Here is a 22,813-nt window from a genome sequence, read left to right as displayed (position 1 = left end):
TGATAATCCTCAACAGCCTGAGGTTATCAGAAAAAAGCCGGCCGTCAGGCCGGCTTTTTCGCTTACATCACCAGGCGGCGAATGTCGCTCAAGGTGTTGTTAATGATGGTAATGAAGCGGGCACCATCAGCACCGTCGATGACGCGGTGGTCGAAGGACAGAGAGATCGGCAGCATCAGACGCGGAACGAACTCTTTACCATTCCATACCGGCTCCATCGCGGACTTAGACACGCCCAGGATGGCCACTTCCGGCGCGTTAACAATCGGCGCGAAGTGGGTAGTACCCAGGCCGCCGATGCTGGAGATGGTGAAGCAACCGCCCTGCATTTCGCCAGCAGTCAGCTTGCCATCGCGCGCTTTCTTCGAGATGGTGGTCAGCTCGCGAGACAGCTCGGTGATGCTCTTCTTGTTCACGTCTTTAAAGACCGGAACCACCAGACCGTTCGGAGTATCAACCGCCACACCGATGTTGATGTATTTCTTCAGCGTCAGGCGCTGACCGTCTTCGGACAGCGAGCTGTTGAAGCGCGGCATCTGCTCAAGCGCAGCGGCAACGGCTTTCATGATGAAGACCACTGGGGTGAATTTCACGTCCAGTTTGCGCTTCTCAGCTTCGGCATTCTGCTGCTTACGGAACGCTTCCAGATCGGTGATATCGGTTTTGTCGAAGTGCGTAACGTGCGGGATCATCACCCAGTTACGGCTCAGGTTCGCACCAGAGATTTTCTGGATACGACCCAGTTCCACTTCTTCGATTTCGCCAAACTTGCTGAAGTCAACTTTCGGCCATGGCAGCATGCCCGGCAGACCGCCGCCTGCGGCAGCAGCCGGTGCGGATTCAGCGCGTTTAACCGCTTCTTTCACGTAAGCCTGAACGTCTTCGCGCAGGATACGACCTTTACGGCCGGTCCCTTTCACTTTCGCCAGGTTTACGCCGAACTCGCGCGCCAGGCGACGAATCAGCGGAGTCGCGTGAACGTAAGCTTCGTTTTCAGCGAATTCGGTTTTACCTTCCGCTTTCGCAGCCGGCGCGGCAGCTTTCTGAGCCGGTGCAGGTGCAGCAGCCGGTGCCGGTGCCGCGGCCTGAGCCGGAGCAGCAGCAGGCGCGGCGCCTTCCACTTCGAAGACCATGATCAGAGAGCCGGTGGATACTTTGTCGCCGGTGCTGATTTTGATCTCTTTAACGGTACCCGCGAACGGCGCCGGAACTTCCATAGAAGCTTTGTCGCCTTCGACGGTGATCAGTGACTGCTCAGCAGCCACTTTATCGCCGACTTTTACCATCACTTCGGTAACTTCAACTTCGTCGCCGCCGATATCCGGTACGTTAACGTCTTTCACGCCAGCCGCTGCAGCCGGTGCCGCTGCAGCCGGAGCGGCAGCCTGTACCGGAGCGGCTGCAGGCGCAGCGCCCGCCACTTCGAAGATCATGATCAGGGAGCCGGTGGACACTTTGTCGCCGGTGTTGATTTTGATCTCTTTAACGGTACCCGCGAACGGCGCCGGAACTTCCATAGAAGCTTTGTCGCCTTCGACGGTGATCAGGGATTGCTCAGCGGCAATAGTGTCGCCCACTTTAACCATGATCTCGGTGACTTCAACTTCATCGCCGCCGATATCCGGTACGTGAACTTCTTTCGCTGCGCTTGCCGCCGGCGCTGCTGCCGGTGCCGGAGCAGCCGCTTTCTCTTCCTGCGCAGGTGCAGCGGCTGCTGCACCCTCGGCGGAATCGAAAATCATGATCAGTTTGCCAGTCTCGGTTTTGTCGCCGACGGAGACTTTAATCTCTTTCACGACGCCAGCCTGCGGAGACGGAACTTCCATAGAGGCCTTGTCGCCTTCTACGGTGATCAGCGACTGTTCAGCTTCAACTTTGTCGCCAACTTTGACCAGGATCTCGGTGATTTCAACTTCATCAGCCCCGATGTCCGGTACTTTGATTTCGATAGCCATTATTCTCTTACCTCTTACGCCAGACGCGGGTTAACTTTTTCTGCATCGATGTCGAATTTAGCAATGGCGTCAGCCACAACTTTCTTATCGATTTCACCACGTTTAGCCAGTTCGCCCAGCGCCGCAACGACCACGTAGGAAGCATCGACTTCGAAGTGGTGACGCAGGTTTTCACGGCTGTCGGAACGACCGAAGCCATCGGTACCCAGTACGCGGTAATCATCAGCCGGTACGTAAGTACGAACCTGCTCGGCGAACAGTTTCATATAGTCAGTGGATGCTACAGCCGGAGCGTCGTTCATCACCTGAGCGATGTACGGTACGCGCGGAGTTTCCAGCGGGTGCAGCATGTTCCAGCGTTCGCAATCCTGGCCATCACGCGCCAGTTCGGTGAAGGAGGTGACGCTATACACGTCAGAACCTACGCCGTAATCTTTCGCCAGGATCTGCGCTGCTTCACGAACGTGACGCAGGATAGAACCGGAGCCCAGCAGCTGAACTTTACCTTTGCTACCTTCGAGGGTTTCGAGTTTGTAGATACCTTTACGGATACCTTCCTCGGCGCCTTCCGGCATGGCCGGCATGTGGTAGTTTTCGTTCAGTGTAGTGATGTAGTAGTAAACGTTCTCTTGCGCTTCGCCGTACATACGTACCAGACCGTCATGCATGATGACAGCGACTTCGTACGCGTAAGACGGGTCGTAGGAGATACAGTTCGGGATAGTCAGCGACTGAATGTGGCTGTGACCATCTTCGTGCTGCAGACCTTCGCCGTTCAGCGTAGTACGACCGGAAGTACCGCCAATCAGGAAGCCGCGAGCCTGCTGATCGCCAGCCGCCCAGCACAGATCGCCGATACGCTGGAAGCCGAACATCGAGTAGTAGATGTAGAACGGAATCATCGGCAGGTCGTTGGTGCTGTAGGAGGTCGCAGCAGCCAGCCAGGATGCGCCTGCGCCCAGCTCGTTAATACCTTCCTGCAGAATCTGGCCTTTCTCGTCTTCTTTGTAGTATGCAACCTGCTCACGGTCCTGCGGGGTGTACTGCTGGCCGTTCGGGCTGTAGATACCGATCTGACGGAACAGACCTTCCATACCGAAAGTACGCGCTTCATCGGCGATGATCGGCACCAGACGATCTTTGATCGACTTGTTCTTCAGCATCACGTTCAGGGCACGAACGAAAGCGATAGTGGTAGAGATTTCTTTGTTTTGCTCTTCCAGCAGCGCGCTGAAGTCGGCCAGGGTCGGCAGCTCCAGTTTCTCAGTGAATTTCGGCTGACGAGTCGGCAGGTAGCCGTTCAGCTTTTCACGTTGAGCGTGCAGGTAAGTGTGCTCTTCGGAACCTTCCGGGAAGGTCACGTACGGCAGTTTTTCGATATCGGCATCAGCCACCGGCACGTTGAAACGATCGCGGACGTAGCGAACGCCGTCCATGTTCATTTTCTTAACCTGGTGCGCGATGTTTTTACCTTCCGCGGTGTCGCCCATACCATAACCTTTAATGGTATGCGCCAGAATCACGGTCGGCTGGCCTTTGGTTTCCTGCGCTTTTTTCAGTGCAGCGTAGACTTTCTTCGGATCGTGACCGCCACGGTTCAGGGCCCAGATCTGCTCGTCAGTCCAGTCGGCAACCAGCGCGGCGGTTTCCGGATATTTACCGAAGAAGTGCTCACGAACGTAGGCGCCGTCTTTGGATTTGAAGGTCTGGTAGTCGCCGTCAACGGTTTCGTTCATCAGCTGAATCAGCTTACCGCTGGTGTCTTTACGCAGCAGCTCATCCCAACGACCGCCCCAGATAACCTTGATAACGTTCCAGCCAGCACCACCGAAGATGCCTTCCAGTTCGTTAATGATTTTACCGTTACCGGTGACCGGGCCGTCCAGACGCTGCAGGTTGCAGTTGATGACGAAGACCAGGTTATCCAGTTTTTCACGGGTCGCGATGGTGATAGCGCCTTTAGATTCCGGCTCATCCATCTCGCCATCGCCCAGGAAGGCGTAAACGGTTTGCGCAGAGGTGTCTTTCAGACCACGGTGTTCCAGATATTTCAGGAATTTAGCCTGATAGATAGCGCCCAACGGCCCCAGACCCATTGATACGGTCGGGAACTGCCAGAATTCCGGCATCAGTTTCGGGTGCGGATAAGAGGACAGACCATTACCGTGAACTTCCTGACGGAAGTTGTTCATCTGCTCTTCAGTCAGACGACCTTCCAGGAAGGCACGTGCATATACGCCCGGAGAGATGTGACCCTGGAAGTAAACCAGATCGCCGCCGTCTTTCTCAGTGCGCGCACGGAAGAAGTGGTTGAAGCAGACTTCGTAGAAGGTAGCGGAAGACTGGTAGGATGCCATGTGGCCACCCAGCTCCAGATCTTTCTTCGATGCGCGCAGAACGGTCATGATGGCGTTCCAACGGATCGCTGAACGAATACGGCGTTCCAGCTCCAGATTGCCCGGGTATTCCGGTTCATCTTCAACGGCAATAGTGTTGACGTAATTATGCGCTGCCGCACCGGCCGCTACTTTCACGCCGCCTTTGCGGGCCTCAGAAAGAAGCTGGTCGATCAGATACTGAGCACGCTCAACACCTTCTTCACGGATGACCGATTCGATCGCCTGTTGCCAGTCGCGAGTTTCGATCGGATCCACGTCATTCTGGAAACGTTCTGACATGGGGGTATTCCTTATCTATCTAATCGTTGATTTAACTGGAACCTGTCCCATTGAACTCTTTAGCGTGTCACTCTGATGAACAACCAAAAATTCAATAAGACAGGTTCTGCGTTTAGTTGCCGCGCTCTAAAAAATGGCGCTTAAGAACCGGAGTTCTCGTCCTTTCGTTGCTGTAAACGACGCAGTGAACGTTCTCTACGACTCTGTTCACGGCTACGATCCAGCAAAATTTCCTCAATGAACGCCAGGTGACGGTGCGACGCCTCACGCGCCTGCTCCGGCTCCCCGGCCATTATCGCCTCGAAAATGCGAGTACGATGGTTGCTGACCAACGGGAGCATTTCCCGGCGGGCATACAGCAATTCAAAGTTCTGACGAACGTTCTGTGCCAGCATCGGCTCCATACACCTTAGCAGATGGAGCAACACCACATTGTGCGCCGCTTCGGTGACGGCGATTTGGTACTGGACGACAGCGCCGGATTCGGCGTCGAGATCGCCGGACTGTTGGGCCCGCTCAATGGCTTGATGCAGCTCGCGAATACGGTCGCGATCTTCATCATTGCTGCGCAGCGCCGCGTAATAAGCCGCGATGCCTTCCAGCGCGTGACGGGTTTCCAGCAAATCGAATTGGGATTCAGGGTGGTCGGACAGGAGCTCGACCAACGGGTCGCTAAAGCTCTGCCACAGGCTGCTTTGTACAAAGGTTCCACCGCCCTGGCGACGAAGCAACAGGCCCTTGGCTTCGAGGCGTTGAATCGCCTCACGGAGCGAGGGACGGGAAACGTCGAACTGTTTTGCCAGTTCGCGTTCAGGCGGGAGTTTTTCACCGGGGCGCAACGTCCCCTCAAGAATCAGAAACTCCAGCTGCTGCTCTATCACATCAGAAAGTTTTGGTTGGCGGATCTTGCTGTAGGCCATATTCCCTGTCTCTGCCATTCGCCCGGAGTCAATTGGTCTTACCAATTTAAAGTTCGTAGCGCTAAAGTAACAAAGTATTCACCTCCTGTCCATACAGGTTTTGATTGAAATCAGTAAACCTGGCCTTTTTTAACAACCTTACAGAAATAACGTTTCAGAAATGTAACCTTGCACAAAACTTACATTTACCCAGCAAGGGGTAGCATTAACTTTATATAAACGAAAAATTACGCTTTCTGAACCGATTCAAGAAGCGAAAAAGTGCATTTATAAACCAATAAAGTGAATAGATAACCAATAAAGGGTAGCGGTGGCGGTGGTAAGAAAAAATGACAAACGGTGTCTTTTTGTTCGTTCCGTCATCATCCCTTCATAAAGCAGGTGCATTCGCACGCCCTTACCATTATTCTGCATCAGGCGAAAGGTCTTTGAGGGAATTTCCGCTTTGCTTTCCGTAAAGAAATCAATACAAAAATGGAATTTCATAATTACACAAACACAACAATGTGTGCGTTGCGTCACTCGGGTAAAAACTGGCCTCAAAAGCCTTGAAATTAGCTAACTATGCTATTTGGCAGAGACGGACAGCAAAGCAGCAACCTGAAGGATGAAGCGTATAAACATAATAACCACACACGAGGTTTCATGATGGAAGGTCAACAGCATGGCGATCGACTCAAGCGCGGCTTGAAGAACCGCCATATACAGCTCATTGCGCTAGGAGGCGCTATTGGTACGGGCTTATTCCTGGGTAGTGCGTCAGTGATTCAATCTGCAGGTCCTGGTATTATTCTCGGCTACGCTATCGCCGGGTTTATCGCCTTCCTGATCATGCGTCAACTCGGCGAGATGGTCGTCGAAGAACCGGTAGCCGGTTCATTCAGCCATTTTGCTTATAAATACTGGGGCGGCTTTGCCGGCTTTGCCTCCGGCTGGAACTATTGGGTGCTGTATGTGCTTGTCGCCATGGCGGAACTGACCGCCGTCGGCAAATATATCCAGTTCTGGTGGCCGGAAATCCCTACCTGGGCCTCCGCGGCGGTCTTCTTCATCGCCATTAACGCCATTAACCTGACCAACGTAAAAGTGTTCGGCGAAATGGAATTCTGGTTCGCGATTATTAAAGTCGTCGCGGTAGTGGCCATGATTCTGTTCGGCGCCTGGCTGTTGTTCAGCGGCAACGGCGGCCCGCAGGCAACGGTCAGTAACCTGTGGGATCAGGGCGGTTTCCTGCCGCACGGCTTCACCGGGCTGGTGATGATGATGGCGATCATTATGTTCTCCTTCGGCGGTCTGGAACTGGTGGGCATCACCGCGGCAGAAGCGGACAACCCGGAAAAGAGCATCCCGAAAGCCACCAATCAGGTTATCTACCGTATCCTTATTTTCTATGTAGGCTCCCTGGCCGTGCTGCTCTCCCTGCTGCCGTGGACGCGCGTCACCGCCGATACCAGCCCGTTCGTGCTGATCTTCCACGAACTCGGCGATACGCTGGTGGCAAACGCCCTCAACATCGTGGTGCTCACCGCCGCGCTCTCGGTTTACAACAGCTGCGTGTACTGTAACAGCCGTATGCTGTTCGGCCTGGCGCAGCAGGGTAATGCGCCGAAAGCGCTGCTGACTCTCGATAAACGCGGTGTACCGGTCAACACCATTCTGGTGTCCGCCGTAGTCACCGCGCTGTGCGTGCTGATCAACTACCTGGCGCCGGAATCGGCGTTCGGATTGCTGATGGCGCTGGTGGTCTCCGCGCTGGTGATTAACTGGGCGATGATTAGCCTCGCGCACATCAAATTCCGTCGCGCTAAGCAGCAAGAAGGCGTGAAAACACGTTTCCCGGCACTGTTCTACCCGCTGGGTAACTGGGTATGCCTGCTATTTATGGTCGCGGTACTGGCCATCATGCTGATGACCCCGGGAATGGCGATTTCGGTGTGGCTGATACCGGTATGGATTGCCGTTCTCGGCGTTGGCTATCTGTTTAAGCAGAAAAGCGCCGGCGTCGTAAAAGCACAATAATACATCTCGTCACGCCGTGTCCGTCCTCGAGCGACGGGCACGGCGCATTGTTATCTGCTTCACACTTTCCTTCCTGTAACAGTTTTATCCATATCGATGACGGATTACTGCAACGTAATTCCCGACGCTAAGACCAATAATTCTCTCCAGACTGCAATGGAGAGTTCCAGGATGACAGGCAATACACTTTCGCTGAAAGAAAAGATTGGCTACGGGATGGGCGATGCCGGATGTAACATTATCTTTGGCGCCATCATGTTGTTCGTTAACTATTTTTATACGGATATTTTTGGTCTTGCGCCGGCGCTGGTTGGGGTGCTGCTGCTTTCGGTGCGCGTCATCGATGCCGTCACCGACCCGATCATGGGGGCGATGGCCGACCGCACCCGCAGTAAATATGGCCGCTTTCGCCCATGGCTGCTGTGGATGGCCTTCCCCTACGCCCTGTTCAGCGTGCTGATGTTCACCACCCCGGAATGGACCTACAACAGCAAGGTTATCTATGCCTTCGTCACCTACTTCCTGCTGTCGATAACCTATACCGCGATTAACATCCCCTACTGCTCTTTGGGGACGGTGATGACATCCGACCCGCAAGAACGTGTCGCCTGCCAGTCATACCGCTTTGTGCTGGTCGGTATCGCGACGCTTCTGCTCTCGCTGACTCTGTTGCCAATGGCGGAGTGGTTCGGCGGCGCCGATAAAGCGAAAGGTTATCAAATGGCGATGACCGTATTGGCGTTCATCGGCATGTGTATGTTTTTGTTCTGCTTCGCCACCGTACGCGAGCGCATCCGTCCTGCGGTACAAACCAACGACGAGCTGAAAAAAGACCTCAAAGACGTGTGGAAAAACGACCAGTGGGTTCGCATTTTGCTCTTAACCCTATGTAACGTTTGCCCCGGCTTTATTCGCATGGCCGCCACCATGTACTACGTCACCTGGGTGATGGGGCAAAGCACCCACTTCGCCACTCTGTTTATCAGCCTTGGCGTGGTCGGCATGATGATCGGCAGCATGCTGGCGAAAGTGCTGACCGACCGCTGGTGTAAACTGCAGGTCTTTTTCTGGACCAACATTGTACTGGCAGTCTTCTCCTGCGCGTTCTACTTCTTTAATCCGCATGCCACAACGCTGATTCTGGTGCTCTACTTCCTGCTCAATATCCTGCATCAAATCCCGTCGCCGCTGCACTGGTCGCTGATGTCCGACGTTGATGACTACGGCGAGTGGAAAACCGGTAAACGGATCACCGGCATCAGCTTCTCCGGTAACCTGTTCTTCCTGAAAGTGGGGCTGGCGGTCGCCGGGGCCATGGTGGGTTTCCTGCTGTCGTGGTACGGCTACGATGCCGGCGCGAAGCAGCAAAGCGCCTCGGCGCTAAACGGTATCGTACTGCTGTTCTCTGTGATCCCCGGCGTTGGCTACCTGATTACCGCAGGCGTCGTACGCCTGCTGAAAGTTGACCGTGATCTGATGCGCCAAATCCAGAGCGATCTGGAAAAACGCCGCAGTAACTACAGCGAACTGAATGAACTCCAGGAATTGAAAACCAATGAACACATAAGGAAAGCCTGATGAACAACTGGCCTAACCCCTTTATTGAACAACGCGCGGACCCTTTTATCCTGCGCCATCACGACCACTACTATTTTATTGCCTCCGTGCCGGAATACGATCGGCTGGAGATCCGCCGCGCTGCCACGCTGGAAGGCCTGCGTGAAGCCGAGCCGGTGACCGTCTGGCGCAAGCCGCAAAGCGGTCCGATGAGCCAGCTGATTTGGGCGCCGGAGCTCCACCACATCGACGGCAAGTGGTATATCTATTTCGCCGCCGCCCCGACCCATGACCTCGACGCCCAGGGGATGTTCCAGCACCGGATGTTCGCCCTTGAGTGTACCGACAGCGATCCGCTCAGCGGCCGCTGGCAGGAAAAAGGGCAAATTATCACCCCGTTCGATACCTTCGCCCTCGATGCCACCACCTTCTGCCATCAAGGGAAACGCTGGTATTTATGGGCGCAGAAAGACCCGCAGATCGCCGGCAATACCAATCTCTATCTGGCGGAGCTGGAAAACCCGTGGACGCTAAAAGGCACGCCGATCATGCTGAGTAAGCCGGAGTTTGCCTGGGAATGCCGGGGATTTATGGTCAATGAGGGGCCTGCGGTGCTGGTACACGGCGATAAGCTGTTTATCAGCTATTCCGCCAGCGCGACCGATGAAAACTACTGCATGGGATTATTATGGATAGATATTCAGGCCGATCCGCTACAGCCGGCTAACTGGCACAAATCCCCGCAGCCGGTATTTCGCACCAGCTACGAAAACCGCCAGTATGGTCCCGGCCACAATAGCTTTACGCAAACGCCGGAGGGGGAAGATGTGCTGGTGTACCACGCGCGCAACTACACCGAAATCGAAGGCGACCCGCTGTACGATCCTAACCGTCACACCCGGCTGAAGTTAGTGCGCTGGCAAGAAAACGGGATGCCCGACTTCGGCATCCCTCCTGCTGATACGTTGTAGCGAGTGAACAGCGAGCCGTCCGGGATCCAACTCCACCACTGGAATTTTCCCTGCTTGCGCTGCGCTTAGCAGGGCTACCACTTCTGCGCTTACCGGGCCGCGGAGCGTAGGCCGGATAAGCGCAGCGCCATCCGGCGACATGAGTGCGCCAAGCCCAGCAGCGCCTGGCTTCGGGCCGTTAAATTAAAGTCCCGTAGATGGTCAGCAGCGCCATAATCACCACCACCACCAGCGAGGTTTTCTTCGCCATGGAAACCGCCGCTTTTGGTGTCTCAACCGCATCGACGTGCGGCTCGCGGGCCAGCGAGAACTGGGCCAGACGAGTTAATACCTGATACTGTGAAGAGTGACGATCGCCTAGCGAGGCAAACCACGCCGGCAGCGCTTTTTCGCCGTGCCCCAGCAGCGCGTATACCACGCCAACCAGGCGCACCGGCACCCAATCGACAATATGCAGAATACCGTCAATGCCGGACTGTAAACGATGGCGCGGCGTCTGATAGCGCGCAAGCCAGGTCTGCCAGGCGCGCAGGACGCTATAAGCGGTTAGCGTCAACAGCCCCCACGGGCCGCCGACCACCAGCCAGAACAGCGGCGCGAGATAGTAGCGATAGTTGATCCATAGCAGTGCGTTTTGCAGCTCGCGGAGATACTCCTGACGATCGCAGCCCGGCGGCACGCCGTGAATAAGCGTTAGCTCGCTGGCCATAGAATCGCAGGCGTGGCTATCGTTGTTCGCCGCCGCCTTCAGATAGGCATGATAATGCAGGCGCACCTTGCCCGCGCCGATACACAGCAGGCCGAGCAAAATCCAGAACACCAGCAGCGGTACGTTAAATAGCTGCCCCTGTAGCAGGCGTTGAATAACGTATACCACCGCCACCGCGACGACGGTCATCAGCACGGTGCCGAACAGCGAGAAATGCCTCACGCGGCGGAACAGTACCTCCAGGCGATGATCGAGCTGCCAGTGCTCGCCAAGTTTGAACAGACGCTCGGCGATGAGAACCAGCAGCGTAGTAAACAACGTCATGGTATCTCCTTATGTGACGATGCGGCCAACATACCGCGGTATTTTGCCCAATCAAAGGCCGGGCCGGGATCCGTTTTACGTACCGGCGCGATATCGCAATGGCCGGTAATATTATCAGCAATACCAGGATAACGCTGGATGAGCGCCTGGGTAATCACCACTAACTGCTGGTACTGCGCCTCGGTGTAGGCCTGAGTATCCGTCCCTTCCAGCTCAATGCCGATCGAAAAATCATTGCAGCGCTCGCGGCCGTGATAGCTGGAGACGCCCGCATGCCATGCGCGCTTATCAAAGGGTACATACTGGACTATCTCGCCATCGCGGCGAATCAGACAATGCGCCGAAACGCGCAGATGAGCAATCCCGGCGAAGTAAGGATGCGCGTCGGCATCCAATGTACCGGTAAATAGCGCGTCAATCCACGGGCCGCCAAACTCCCCCGGCGGCAGGCTGATATTATGTACCACCAGTAAAGAAGGGTTTTCATCGTCCGGGCGGCAATCGTGATGCGGCGAAGGCACCCGACGCGCGCCCACCAGCCATCCGCCATTCAACTGCATGGGGAATCTCCTTTCGCAAACGTAGATCCCGGCGGCCCCACAGGCGACGCGAAATCCATTGGGTATGTGTGGTACAGAAACGTGGTTCAGGTTAGCATGTTTCCCACTTCTGAATCTTATCTATCTGGAGCTTTATCATGACGCCTCGTCGCTACAGCCCCGACCGCCGCCGTGACGCGCTGCTGGAACGTATTAATCTCGATATTACCGACGCCGTCGCGCAATCACTACGCGAAGATCTGGGCGGCGAAGTTGACGCTAACAACGATATTAGCGCGCAATTACTGCCATCGGACGCGCGCTCTCACGCCGTCGTTATCACCCGCGAAGATGGGGTATTCTGCGGTAAGCGTTGGGTAGAAGAAGTTTTCATTCAGCTTGCCGGCGACGATGTCAGCATCACCTGGCACGTGGCTGACGGCGATACGGTAAAAGCCGATCAGCCGCTGTTCGAACTGGACGGGCCGTCGCGGGTGCTGCTGACCGGCGAACGCACCGCGCTGAATTTCGTGCAGACCCTCTCCGGGGTAGCAAGCGAAGTACGCCGCTACGTCGACCTGCTCAAAGGCACCAAAACGCAACTGCTTGATACGCGTAAAACATTACCAGGCCTGCGCACCGCGTTGAAGTATGCGGTGCTGTGCGGCGGCGGCGCGAACCACCGTCTGGGCCTCTTCGACGCTTTCCTGATCAAAGAAAACCATATCATCGCCTCTGGTTCGGTACGTCAGGCGGTGGAAAAAGCCTTCTGGCTGCACCCGGACGTACCGGTGGAAGTCGAAGTCGAAACGCTGGATGAGCTGGATGAAGCGTTAAAAGCCGGCGCTGATATCATCATGCTCGACAATTTCACCACCGACCTGATGCGTGAGGCGGTAAAACGTACCAACGGCCAGGCGGCGCTGGAAGTCTCCGGCAACGTTACTTTCGATACCATTCGCGAATTCGCGGAAACCGGCGTTGACTATATTTCCGTCGGCGCACTCACTAAGCACGTACGGGCCCTCGACCTGTCCATGCGTTTTCGTTAATTCTCTCCCCCGATATCCACCGGGTATCGGGGTTATTTTTGCGAGACGCCTCGCACGCTTCCCGTGCATCTTTGAAAATGCTACCGAAAAGCTGGATGCCTGCATCCTAAGCGTATTTTTCCTCCTCGCCGCCGCGACGTAATCGCGCCAAAGTCACCCCACAACCAACAAGGAGTGACTTATGGATAAGCAACGTGGTTTTACCCTGATCGAATTAATGGTGGTTATCGGCATTATCGCCATCCTCAGCGCCATCGGCATCCCTGCCTACCAAAACTACCTACGCAAAGCCGCCCTCACCGATATGCTGCAAACCTTTGTGCCCTACCGCACGGCAATAGAGCTGTGCGCGTTGGACCACGGCGGACTAACCAGCTGCGATGGCGGCAGCAACGGTATCCCTTCACCGTCGACTACCCGCTATGTATCGGCGATGAGCGTCGCCCAAGGGGTGGTCACGCTGACCGGGCAGGAGAGCCTTAACGGCCTGGCCGTCACCCTGACCCCTTCCTGGGATAACGCCAACGGTATCACCGGTTGGCAGCGCGTCTGCGCCATCGGCGATGACAGCGCGTTAAAGCAGGCCTGCGAAGATGTCTTCCGCTTTAACTGAGGTGACAGCCATGAAAACCGAACAGCTACTCTCACTCTGTCAGCGCCATCACGCACTGTTGTTGAAGAGCGACGAGCAGACCATCGTTATCGCCGTCGTGGATACGCCGTCGCCAGAACTGATGGAAGCGCTGCGCTTCGCTACCCAAAAGCGCATCGATATTGAATGCTGGAGCCAGGAGCGGATGGATAAGCATCAGCATGAGGCACCGCGGTCAGCAGCAGACTCCGCCACGGGTAACCCCCAGGGCGTAACCGATCTACTGAATCAAATTCTGGAGCAGGCGCTGCGCCAGCGAGCCTCTGATATCCATATTGAGCCGGCGGAAAATCAGCTGCGGATACGCCTGCGTGTCGATGGCGTGTTGCATGCCCTACCGTTACTTGAGGCCACGCTGGCTGCGCCAATAGCCGCACGGCTTAAGGTGCTGGGCAACCTCGATATTGCCGAGCATCGTCTACCGCAGGATGGACAGTTCACTCTGACGCTTACCGGGCGCACGGTCTCCTTTCGCATTGCAACCCTCCCCTGCCGCGGCGGGGAGAAAATCGTCCTGCGTTTATTACACCAGGTGGAGCAGGCGCTGGATCTGGAAGCTCTGGGGCTCTCCTCTCGTCAGCTTGCTTTTTTCCGCGCCGCATTGAACCAGCCGCAGGGGTTGCTACTGGTTACCGGGCCTACGGGGAGTGGCAAAACCGTCACCCTGTACAGCGCGCTGCAGGCGCGAAACCGCGAAGAGGTCAATATCTGCAGCGTGGAAGATCCGCTGGAGATCCCGCTTACCGGGCTCAACCAAACGCAGATCAACCCGCGATCCGGGCTTACCTTCCAGAGCGTCCTGCGGGCGCTGCTGCGTCAGGATCCGGATATCGTCATGGTCGGAGAAATTCGCGATGCCGAAACCGCGGAAATCGCCATTAAAGCCGCACAAACCGGGCATCTGGTGCTCTCTACATTGCATACTAACTCCACCAGCGAAACGTTAATTCGCCTGCAACAAATGGGCGTAGCGCGCTGGATGATCTCCTCGGCGCTATCGCTGGTGGTCGCCCAGCGGCTGGTACGAAAACTGTGCCCCCACTGCCGGCGCGATGGCGGCCGCCCTACCGAGGTGCCGCACAGTCTTTGGCCACGCCCATTGCCCGGCTGGCTGGCGGTTGGCTGCCCACAGTGCTACCACGGTTACTACGGCCGCCTGGCCTTATTCGAACTGCTGCCGGTGGATAGCGCGCTGCGTCAGGCCATTAATCGCGATCACAGCGCGGCGGAAATCGAAACGCTGGCCCGCGAAGCCGGCATGATGACGCTGTTTGAAAGCGGTTGTGAAGCGGTGGAGCGTGGATTAACCACTCTTGAAGAGATTATCCGAGTGCTGGGGATCCAGCATGGCGACTAAGCAGCTTTGGCAGTGGCGGGGGATGAATAAGCAAGGAATGATGTGCGAGGGCGCCCTGTGGCAAGAAACGCGTGGGCAGGCGCTGGCATCACTGGAACAGCAGCGGATCCTGACGCTGGCGCTACGGCGTAAAACGGTACAGAATTCGCTGTGGCGCCCGCGCTACAGCGGTGAGGTTATCCGCCAGCTTGCCACGCTGCTGCAGGCTGGTTTACCGCTGGCTGAAGGGCTGGAGCTGCTGGCCCAACAACAGCCTCACAAACAGTGGCAGGCGTTGCTGCGAATGCTGGCGCAGGAACTGGCAAATGGCGTTTCTCTCTCCAGCGCCCTGGCGCAATGGCCACAGGTCTTCCCCCCGCTCTATCTGGCGATGATCCGCACCGGCGAGCTCACCGGTAAACTGGAACGCTGCTGCTTTCAGCTCGCGCTACAGCAGCAGGAACAACAGCGTCTGACAGAAAAGGTAAAGAAGGCGCTGCGCTATCCGATCGTTATCCTGACATTAGCGCTGGCGCTGGTCGTGGCGATGCTGTTTTTCGTTCTGCCGGAATTTACCGCCATCTATCGGACCTTCAACACGCCGCTCCCCTTGCTGACGCAAATGGTCATTCACCTTGGCGATGCGTTGGCCCGCTACTGGCCCTTGCTGCCGCCTCTTTTTGCTATTCTACTTTTTCTCAACCGGCTAGCCCGGCGTCGGCCACGCTGGCTGCTGTTAAGGCAAAGATTATTTCACGCGATTCCAATAGCGGGTCGGCTGATCAACGGCCAGCAACTGAGCCAAATATTTACCATTCTTTCACTGACCCAAAGCGCGGGCATAAGCTTTGTCCAGGGGCTGGAGAGCGTCGAGGAAACCGTGGGCTGCCCGCTGTGGCGGCAGCGGATTGCACAGGCGCGCGCAGAGATTATCCATGGCCAACCAATCTGGCAGGCGCTGACGAATTGTGGCGGATTTACCTCGCTGTGCCTGCAGCTCATTCGTACCGGCGAGGCATCTGGAGCGCTGGATACGATGCTCGATAACCTGGCCCGCCATCATAGCGAGCAAACTCATCAGCAGGCGGATAATCTGGCGACGCTGCTGGAGCCAATACTGCTGGTGGTGACCGGAACGATCGTCGGTGTGCTGGTGGTAGCGATGTACCTACCTGTTTTTCATCTGGGGGACGCGCTGGGCACAACGGGGAGTTAATGGCTGGCGCCAGAGCGCCAGCCATCGTCATTACAGGCTGTTGAACACGCGGTTCTCTTGTTCCTGTACGCGGATAAAGGTTGTACGTTTGGTCAGCTCTTTCAGGCGGGAAGCGCCAACATAGGTGCATGCTGAACGCAGGCCGCCGAGGATATCACGCGCGGTATTATCAACCGGGCCGCGCAGCGGCAACTTAACGGTTTTACCTTCCGCGGCACGATATTTCGCAACGCCGCCGACGTGGCGAGTCATCGCCGATTCAGAGCTCATACCGTAAAACAGCATGAATTTTTCGCCATTCTCTTCAACCACGGTACCGCCGCTCTCTTCGTGACCCGCCAGCATCCCGCCGAGCATGACAAAATCGGCACCGCCGCCAAAAGCTTTCGCAACATCGCCCGGCATGGTGCAGCCGCCGTCGCTGATGATCTGGCCGCCGAGACCGTGCGCGGCATCGGCACATTCAATCACCGCAGACAGCTGCGGGTAGCCAACGCCGGTTTTCACGCGGGTAGTACAGACGGAGCCAGGGCCAATGCCCACTTTAACGATATCAGCGCCGGAGAGAATCAGTTCTTCACACATTTCACCGGTCACCACGTTGCCGGCGATAATGGTTTTTTGTGGCCAGGCGGCGCGCGCTTTCGCCACAAACTGAACAAAATGTTCAGAGTAGCCGTTAGCCACGTCTATGCAGACGAAGTTCAGCTGTGGATTCTGGGTCAGGATCTGCTGAGTTTTTTCAAAATCCGCGTCAGAGGTACCGGTGGAAACCATCACATGCTGCAGCACTTCTGCGGATTCGCTCTGCACAAACGCCTGCCATTCTTCAACGCTGTAGTGTTTGTGCACGGCGGTCAGAATTCCAAAAGCGGACAAGGCTTTCGCCATGCTGAAGGTACCGACGGTATCCATGTTAGCAGCGATAATCGGTACGCCGGACCAGGTCTGGCCTGAATGCTTAAAGGTGAATTCACGTTCCAGTTGAACATCAGAACGGCTTTTGAGGGTAGAGCGTTTCGGGCGGATAAGAACGTCTTTAAAACCTAGCTTCAGATCTTCTTCAATACGCATGTGCGAATTCCTGGGGTTAATTGCATTAATGTGAGAGCACAACTCCAGTGACGCTATCATACGCACGAATCATAGCCGCGCAAGACTGCGATTTTCACTTTTTTTACGCTACAATCGTTAAAATTTACCTGGTGAATAGCGAAAAACACATTCGTGTGCTTTCCTTACCATTGCGTCATTTTTAACCAATTGTTTTTTATATATAAAGTGAATCACAATTCACATTATGGATACTTTTTCGATTTAACAAAATCTTGATTAAGCTATCCTCTGGGTCTGAATGGCGCGGTGAATCGCCAGGGTTTTGAACAATAATGTGACATCGGGATTGAAGTGTATGGGGTATACGGTAGCGTTAACAGGCGGCATCGGTAGCGGTAAAAGTACCGTCGCCGACGAATTTGCTCACCTGGGCGTAACCGTCATCGACGCCGATATTATTGCGCGTCAGGTTGTAGAGCCCGGTACTCCCGCCCTGCTTGCTATCGCTGAAAGGTTTGGTCCACAGATGATCAACGACGATGGCAGTCTGAATCGCCGCCGCTTACGCGAACGCATTTTTGCGCATAGCGAGGACAAGGCCTGGCTTAACGCGCTGCTGCATCCGCTGATTCAGCAAGAAACGCGCCGTCAGATGCAGGCCTCAACCTCACCTTATCTCCTCTGGGTCGTACCCTTGCTGGTCGAAAACCGCCTGACCGATAAAGCCGATCGCGTACTGGTTGTCGATGTGCCAAAAGAGACGCAAATCGAGCGCACCATACGCCGCGATGGGGTCAGTCGTGAACACGCTGAACATATTCTTGCCGCCCAGGCGACGCGCGAACAGCGTCTTGCCGCAGCGGATGATGTTATTGAAAACATGGGCTCCGCGGATGCCGTCGCATCCCACGTCGCCCGCCTGCACGATAAGTATTTAATGCTGGCATCGCAGGCCGCCTCACAGGAAAAACCGTAATGCATACCCCTGTTCTCTTCGAACATCCGCTCAATGAGAAAATGCGCACCTGGCTGCGCATTGAATTTTTATTTCAGCAGCTCTCTTCCCGCCCGGCCATTGCCAGCTACGCGGACGCTCTCCATTTTTTCCGCAATACCGGCGATCTACTGGACGTGCTGGAACGCGGCGAAGTGCGTACCGATTTGCTGAAAGAGCTGGAGCGACAACAGCGGAAATTACAAACCTGGGCCGAAGTGCCCGGCGTCGACCAGCAGCGTATTGAAGCCCTACGTCAGCAGCTCAAACTGTCCGGCAGCACCTTGATTTCCGCTCCGCGTATTGGCCAGTTTCTTCGTGAAGATCGGCTGATTGGCCTGGTGCGCCAGCGTCTGAGCATCCCTGGCGGCTGTTGCGGCTTTGATTTGCCAACGCTGCATATCTGGCTGCATATGCCGCAAGAGTATCGCGATGAGCAGGTGGCAAAATGGTTAGCGAGCCTGACGCCGCTGATGCAGTCGCTGGAGCTGATCCTTGATTTGATTCGTAACTCCGCGCCTTTCCGTAAGCAGACCAGCCTCAATGGCTTTTATCAGGATAATGGCGACGATGCCGATCTGCTGCGCCTGCGCCTGGATCTCGCAAGCCAGCTATACCCGCAAATTTCCGGCCATAAAAGCCGCTTCGCCATCCGCTTCCTGCCGCTGGACAGCGAGCATGGTATCGTGCCGGAACGCTTTGATTTTGAACTGGCTTGTTGCTAAGGAGACACTATGTCAGAAGAGACTATCGTTAACTGCCCAACCTGCGGTAAAAACGTCGTCTGGAGCGAGCAAAGCCCGTTTCGCCCTTTTTGCTCGAAGCGCTGCCAGCTGATCGATCTTGGCGAGTGGGCGGCGGAAGAGAAACGTATCCCCAGTTCCGGCGACTTATCAGACAGCGATGACTGGAGCGAGCCGCAGCAGTAACCTTTCCCATCGCTAATCCGGGACGTTCCGGATTAGCGTTTCAGGCCTGCGCCGGGTTGCCCGGCGCTCAGGCAAGCGTAATAAGTTTATTGATTATCGGCTCGTTCGCCGGCGGAAATGCCTGCGGATCCAACGCCTGCTGCGCCATCCACTGCCCCGGTTGTCCTTCTTTGCCCCACGGCTCACCTTGCCAGTTTTCCACCAGGAAGAACCATAGCGTGATATGGCGGTCCGGAAATTGATACTCCAGTTTGTCGAACAACGTGGACGTCGTCACCGTAATCCCGACCTCTTCCTGCAGTTCACGTACCAGCGCCTGTTCCGGCGTCTCACCTGATTCTATTTTTCCGCCGGGGAATTCCAGTTTATTGGCCATATGCGCGTCTGCAGCACGCTGGGTAATAAAAATTTCGCCTTGCGGATTGCGAATTATCCCGACGGCGATTTGCAGTTTTTTCATTGAAACAGCTCCATAAAAAAGGCGCAGAAATCTGCGCCCTGGTTTGCTTTTTATCAGCCCTTAGCTCAGACGGCCGTGGCACTGTTTGTATTTTTTACCGGAACCGCACGGGCACGGATCGTTACGCCCGACTTTACGGTCGCCGGTCTGTTCAGCCAGCGAGGCGGCAGCCAGTGTATCGTCATCCTGATGGCTCAGCTGCTGCATCTGCGCGAGACGCTCTGCCTCTTCGCGACGTTGCTGTTCCATCTCTTCGACTTCTTCCGGCATCCGCACCTGTACCTTGCTCAGCGTGCTGATAACTTCATACTTCAGCGATTCGAGCATAGCGGCAAACATCGAGAAGGATTCGCGCTTGTACTCCTGCTTCGGATCTTTCTGCGCGTAGCCGCGCAGATGGATACCCTGGCGCAGGTAGTCCATCGCCGCCAGGTGCTCTTTCCACAGGGAATCCAGCGTTTGCAGCATGACGCCTTTCTCGAAGTGACGCATCATTTCGGCGCCGACCACTTCTTCTTTACGCTGGTAGGTTTCTACCGCGCTCTGCAGAATACGTTCACGCAGGGTCTCTTCGTGCAGCTCCGGCTCTTTATCCAGCCACTCTTTAATTGGCAGATCAAGGTCGAAGTCGTTTTTCAGACGTTCCTGCAGGCCTTCAATATCCCACATCTCTTCCAGCGACTGCGGCGGGATATGCGCATCAATAGTGGCTTTGAAGACGTCTTCGCGGATGCTGTTGATGGTTTCGCTCACGTCGGAGATATCCAACAGCTCGTTACGCTGGGTATAGATAGCGCGACGCTGATCGTTGGCGACGTCATCATATTCCAGCAGCTGTTTACGGATATCGAAGTTGCGGCTTTCCACTTTACGCTGAGCGTTGGCAATCGCTTTGGTCACCCAAGGGTGCTCGATAGCTTCGCCCGGCTTCATCCCCAGTTTACGCATCATGCCGGATACGCGATCGGAGGCGAAGATACGCATCAGAGCATCTTCCATCGACAGGTAGAAGCGGGAAGAACCGGCATCACCCTGACGGCCAGCACGGCCACGCAGCTGGTTGTCGATACGGCGGGACTCATGACGCTCGGTACCGATGATGTGCAGACCGCCTGCGGCCAGGACCGCATCGTGGCGCACCTGCCAGTCAGCTTTGATTTTTTCAATCTGCTCCGGCGTTGGATTTTCCAGCGCGGCGACTTCTGCCTGCCAGCTACCACCGAGCATAATATCGGTACCACGGCCCGCCATGTTGGTGGCGATGGTAACCGCAGCCGGATAACCCGCCTGGGCGACGATATCCGCTTCGCTGGCGTGGAACTTGGCGTTCAGGACGTTGTGCTTGATGCCGGCTTTCGTCAGTTCACGGGAAACCACTTCAGATTTTTCGATTGAGATAGTACCGACCAGCACCGGCTGACCGGCAGCGGTACGATCTTTAATATCCTCGATAATCGCCTGAATTTTTTCCGCTTCGGTCATGTAGACCAGATCCGCCATATCCTTACGGATCATCGGACGGTTAGTCGGGACGACAACGGTATCCAGTTTATAGATGGAGCTGAATTCAAAGGCTTCGGTATCCGCGGTACCGGTCATCCCCGCCAGCTTCTCGTACAGACGGAAGTAGTTCTGGAAGGTGATGGATGCCAGAGTCTGGTTCTCGTTCTGGATCTCCACGCCTTCTTTGGCTTCTACCGCCTGGTGGAGACCATCGGACCAGCGACGCCCCTGCATCGTACGGCCGGTGTGTTCATCGACGATGATGACTTCGCCATCTTTCACGATGTAGTCAACGTCGCGGGTAAAAAGCGCGTGGGCGCGCAGCGCGGCGGTGACATGGTGCATCAGCATGATGTTGGTCGGAGAATACAGTGATTCGCCTTCCTCCATGATGCCTTCCTGCACCAGCAGCTCTTCAATAAGTACCAGACCGCGTTCGGTCAGGTTAACCTGGCGAGCTTTCTCATCCACGGAGAAGTGGCCTTCACCGGTAAAGGTGTCAGAGTCTTCCTTTTCCTGGCGGATCAGGTGCGGAATAATTTTGTTCACCTTGCGATACATTTCGGAGCTGTCTTCAGCCGGGCCGGAAATGATAAGCGGCGTACGCGCTTCGTCGATCAGGATGGAGTCCACCTCATCAACCAGCGCATAGTGCAGTTTACGCTGTACGCGCTCTTCCGGGCTGAACGCCATGTTATCGCGCAGATAGTCGAAGCCGTATTCGTTGTTGGTACCGTAGGTGATGTCGGCCGCGTAGGCTTCACGCTTCGCCGGCGCAGGCAGGCCGGACATATTGATGCCCACGCTCATACCAAGGAATTCGAACAACGGACGGTTGTTTTCGGCGTCACGCTGCGCCAGATAGTCGTTGACGGTAACGACGTGAACGCCTTTACCGGTCAGCGCGTTAAGATACGCCGGTAACGTCGCGGTCAGGGTTTTACCTTCACCGGTACGCATTTCCGCGATGCAGCGGTCGTTCAGTACCATACCGCCCAGCAGCTGCACGTCAAAGTGGCGCATGCCGAAGACGCGTTTACTCGCTTCACGCACCACGGCAAACGCTTCCGGGATCAGGCTTTCCAGGCTTTCACCTTTCTCCAGACGCGCGCGGAATTCTCCGGTTTTGGCTTTCAGCTCGTCATCAGAGAGCTTTTCCATCGCCGGTTCCATACCGTTGATGATGTTGACGACTTTGCGCATACGACGCAGCGTACGGTCGTTACGGCTACCGAACACTTTAGTTAACATTTTAATTAGCATAATAAAATCTCAAACGCCCCGCGGTGCGGAGTCAAAAAAATAGGATGGTCCGTGTTTATTTTCAGCTGAGACGTTGAGGCCCTGCGCGGATCCCCGCTACCTGGCTTATCCAGGCGCTGACGCGGAAGGCAGAATAAGAAGAAGGGATATAAGCCGCCTGGCGGATAACCACCGGCGGTTTGCTGTCCTGAGTCAGCAGCGCGCTGAGCGTATCGAGCAGGGCCAGATGCTGGGCCTGCAGCGGCGATGATTCTTCCGCCACCGGCAAAGCCTGCGGCGCCATCGCAAACGACAGATGGCGAATGACGGTGCGAATCGCATGCTGATGCCAGTAGTCGACGGTAAAGTTCGGCCGACGATTGGCCTCCAGCAGCGCCAGCTGGGAGAAGTTAACTTTATTCGGATTATGGTTGCTGGCCGTGGCTTTCGCCGGCGTAGTGGTTTCGTGGCTGTTGTTAAGCGCAGGCAGGCCGAGGCTAGCCGCGACCATCCCCAACAGGAGATGCGGCCAAAAATACCGTCTGCCAAACTGTCGCCAACGCGTCAGCAATCCACTCACTTTCTTTACCTTTAGTTGGTATTCCTGCGTCCTTTCAGGCGGTCCATTTTATTGGCGGTCTTCGCAGTACAGCCTGAAATCGACAGGATAAAGCAACCCAGAGAAAAATTTTGCGCCCAAA

Annotated in this window: 19 protein-coding genes; 10 read left to right on the top strand and 9 right to left on the bottom strand. The window is 55.7% G+C overall.

Translation table 11 applies throughout. The features are described 5' to 3' along the window. Positions 1-62: 62 nt before the first annotated feature. The 3 genes from aceF to pdhR all read right to left on the bottom strand — a co-directional run bounded on the left by aceF (position 63) and on the right by pdhR (position 5,553). On the bottom strand, positions 63-1,955 hold the full coding sequence (aceF, locus tag ABLU80_RS09520) for a pyruvate dehydrogenase complex dihydrolipoyllysine-residue acetyltransferase (RefSeq protein ID WP_049033255.1): 1,893 nt from the start codon (positions 1,953-1,955) through the stop codon (positions 63-65). Between the two features lie 14 nt (positions 1,956-1,969). Further along, positions 1,970-4,633, bottom strand: a complete 2,664-nt coding sequence (aceE, locus tag ABLU80_RS09515) for a pyruvate dehydrogenase (acetyl-transferring), homodimeric type (RefSeq protein WP_015368222.1) — start codon at positions 4,631-4,633, stop codon at positions 1,970-1,972. Between the two features lie 140 nt (positions 4,634-4,773). After that, the gene (pdhR, locus tag ABLU80_RS09510) at positions 4,774-5,553 is read right to left on the bottom strand and encodes a pyruvate dehydrogenase complex transcriptional repressor PdhR (RefSeq protein WP_015368223.1); all 780 of its coding nucleotides are present in this window, start codon (positions 5,551-5,553) and stop codon (positions 4,774-4,776) included. A 645-nt stretch (positions 5,554-6,198) separates the two neighbouring features. Between pdhR and aroP the strand changes: the two genes are divergently transcribed. The 3 genes from aroP (at position 6,199) to ABLU80_RS09495 (ending at position 10,100) form a co-directional block, all read left to right on the top strand. Next, on the top strand, positions 6,199-7,572 hold the full coding sequence (gene aroP / locus ABLU80_RS09505) for an aromatic amino acid transporter AroP (RefSeq protein ID WP_161799840.1): 1,374 nt from the start codon (positions 6,199-6,201) through the stop codon (positions 7,570-7,572). 171 nt (positions 7,573-7,743) lie between these two features. After that, entirely contained in the window at positions 7,744-9,150 is a 1,407-nt protein-coding gene (locus ABLU80_RS09500) for an MFS transporter (protein ID WP_348849927.1), read from the top strand. Next, the gene (locus tag ABLU80_RS09495; protein WP_348849926.1) at positions 9,150-10,100 is read left to right on the top strand and encodes a family 43 glycosylhydrolase; all 951 of its coding nucleotides are present in this window, start codon (positions 9,150-9,152) and stop codon (positions 10,098-10,100) included. The genes ABLU80_RS09500 and ABLU80_RS09495 overlap by 1 nt, the downstream gene beginning before the upstream one ends. A gap of 178 nt (positions 10,101-10,278) precedes the next feature. Here the strand turns inward: ABLU80_RS09495 and ampE are convergent, their stop codons facing one another. Further along, on the bottom strand, positions 10,279-11,133 hold the full coding sequence (ampE, locus tag ABLU80_RS09490) for a beta-lactamase regulator AmpE (protein WP_032709890.1): 855 nt from the start codon (positions 11,131-11,133) through the stop codon (positions 10,279-10,281). Next, on the bottom strand, positions 11,130-11,693 hold the full coding sequence (ampD, locus tag ABLU80_RS09485; RefSeq protein ID WP_032716028.1) for a 1,6-anhydro-N-acetylmuramyl-L-alanine amidase AmpD: 564 nt from the start codon (positions 11,691-11,693) through the stop codon (positions 11,130-11,132). Before ampD ends, ampE begins: the two co-directional genes overlap by 4 nt. Before the next feature lie 137 nt (positions 11,694-11,830). Here ampD and nadC point away from each other — a divergent pair, with 137 nt between their 5' ends. From nadC to hofC, 4 genes are all read left to right on the top strand, one after another. Then, entirely contained in the window at positions 11,831-12,724 is an 894-nt protein-coding gene (gene nadC / locus ABLU80_RS09480; RefSeq protein ID WP_015368230.1) for a carboxylating nicotinate-nucleotide diphosphorylase, read from the top strand. A 181-nt stretch (positions 12,725-12,905) separates the two neighbouring features. Continuing rightward, positions 12,906-13,337 carry a prepilin peptidase-dependent pilin gene (ppdD, locus tag ABLU80_RS09475; protein WP_020079603.1) on the top strand — a complete coding sequence of 144 codons (432 nt, stop codon included), beginning with the start codon at positions 12,906-12,908 and terminating at the stop codon, positions 13,335-13,337. 10 nt (positions 13,338-13,347) lie between these two features. Next, a complete protein-coding gene (gene gspE, locus ABLU80_RS09470; RefSeq protein WP_348849925.1) occupies positions 13,348-14,733 on the top strand; it encodes a type II secretion system protein GspE in 1,386 nt (461 codons plus the stop codon). Continuing rightward, positions 14,723-15,928, top strand: a complete 1,206-nt coding sequence (hofC, locus tag ABLU80_RS09465; RefSeq protein WP_047079955.1) for a protein transport protein HofC — start codon at positions 14,723-14,725, stop codon at positions 15,926-15,928. The genes gspE and hofC overlap by 11 nt, the downstream gene beginning before the upstream one ends. Before the next feature lie 30 nt (positions 15,929-15,958). Here the strand turns inward: hofC and ABLU80_RS09460 are convergent, their stop codons facing one another. Further along, positions 15,959-17,002: a GMP reductase gene (locus tag ABLU80_RS09460; protein WP_015368234.1), complete on the bottom strand. Its 1,044-nt coding sequence runs from the start codon at positions 17,000-17,002 to the stop codon at positions 15,959-15,961. A 337-nt stretch (positions 17,003-17,339) separates the two neighbouring features. Between ABLU80_RS09460 and coaE the strand changes: the two genes are divergently transcribed. From coaE to yacG, 3 genes are read left to right on the top strand one after another with little or no spacing between them, the layout of a single operon-like run. Then, positions 17,340-17,960, top strand: a complete 621-nt coding sequence (gene coaE / locus ABLU80_RS09455; protein ID WP_015704406.1) for a dephospho-CoA kinase — start codon at positions 17,340-17,342, stop codon at positions 17,958-17,960. Then, positions 17,960-18,703, top strand: a complete 744-nt coding sequence (gene zapD / locus ABLU80_RS09450) for a cell division protein ZapD (protein WP_015368236.1) — start codon at positions 17,960-17,962, stop codon at positions 18,701-18,703. The genes coaE and zapD overlap by 1 nt, the downstream gene beginning before the upstream one ends. Before the next feature lie 9 nt (positions 18,704-18,712). Further along, positions 18,713-18,907 (top strand): DNA gyrase inhibitor YacG, encoded by a 195-nt coding sequence (gene yacG, locus ABLU80_RS09445; protein ID WP_015368237.1) that lies wholly within the window; start codon positions 18,713-18,715, stop codon positions 18,905-18,907. Between the two features lie 67 nt (positions 18,908-18,974). On the opposite strand, the gene mutT is transcribed toward yacG, so the two are convergent. The 3 genes from mutT to secM form a co-directional block, all read right to left on the bottom strand. Then, entirely contained in the window at positions 18,975-19,367 is a 393-nt protein-coding gene (gene mutT, locus ABLU80_RS09440; protein ID WP_015368238.1) for an 8-oxo-dGTP diphosphatase MutT, read from the bottom strand. Between the two features lie 60 nt (positions 19,368-19,427). Next, positions 19,428-22,133 carry a preprotein translocase subunit SecA gene (secA, locus tag ABLU80_RS09435; protein ID WP_032709883.1) on the bottom strand — a complete coding sequence of 902 codons (2,706 nt, stop codon included), beginning with the start codon at positions 22,131-22,133 and terminating at the stop codon, positions 19,428-19,430. A 61-nt stretch (positions 22,134-22,194) separates the two neighbouring features. Further along, positions 22,195-22,692 (bottom strand): secA translation cis-regulator SecM, encoded by a 498-nt coding sequence (secM, locus tag ABLU80_RS09430; RefSeq protein ID WP_015368240.1) that lies wholly within the window; start codon positions 22,690-22,692, stop codon positions 22,195-22,197. Between the last annotated feature and the right edge of the window lie 121 nt (positions 22,693-22,813).

Origin of the sequence: Klebsiella sp. CN_Kp104, assembly GCF_040064515.1 — a bacterium.
In the GTDB taxonomy this organism is placed as follows: Bacteria; Pseudomonadota; Gammaproteobacteria; order Enterobacterales; family Enterobacteriaceae; genus Klebsiella; species Klebsiella aerogenes.
This window is presented reverse-complemented; position numbering and strand designations above follow the sequence as displayed.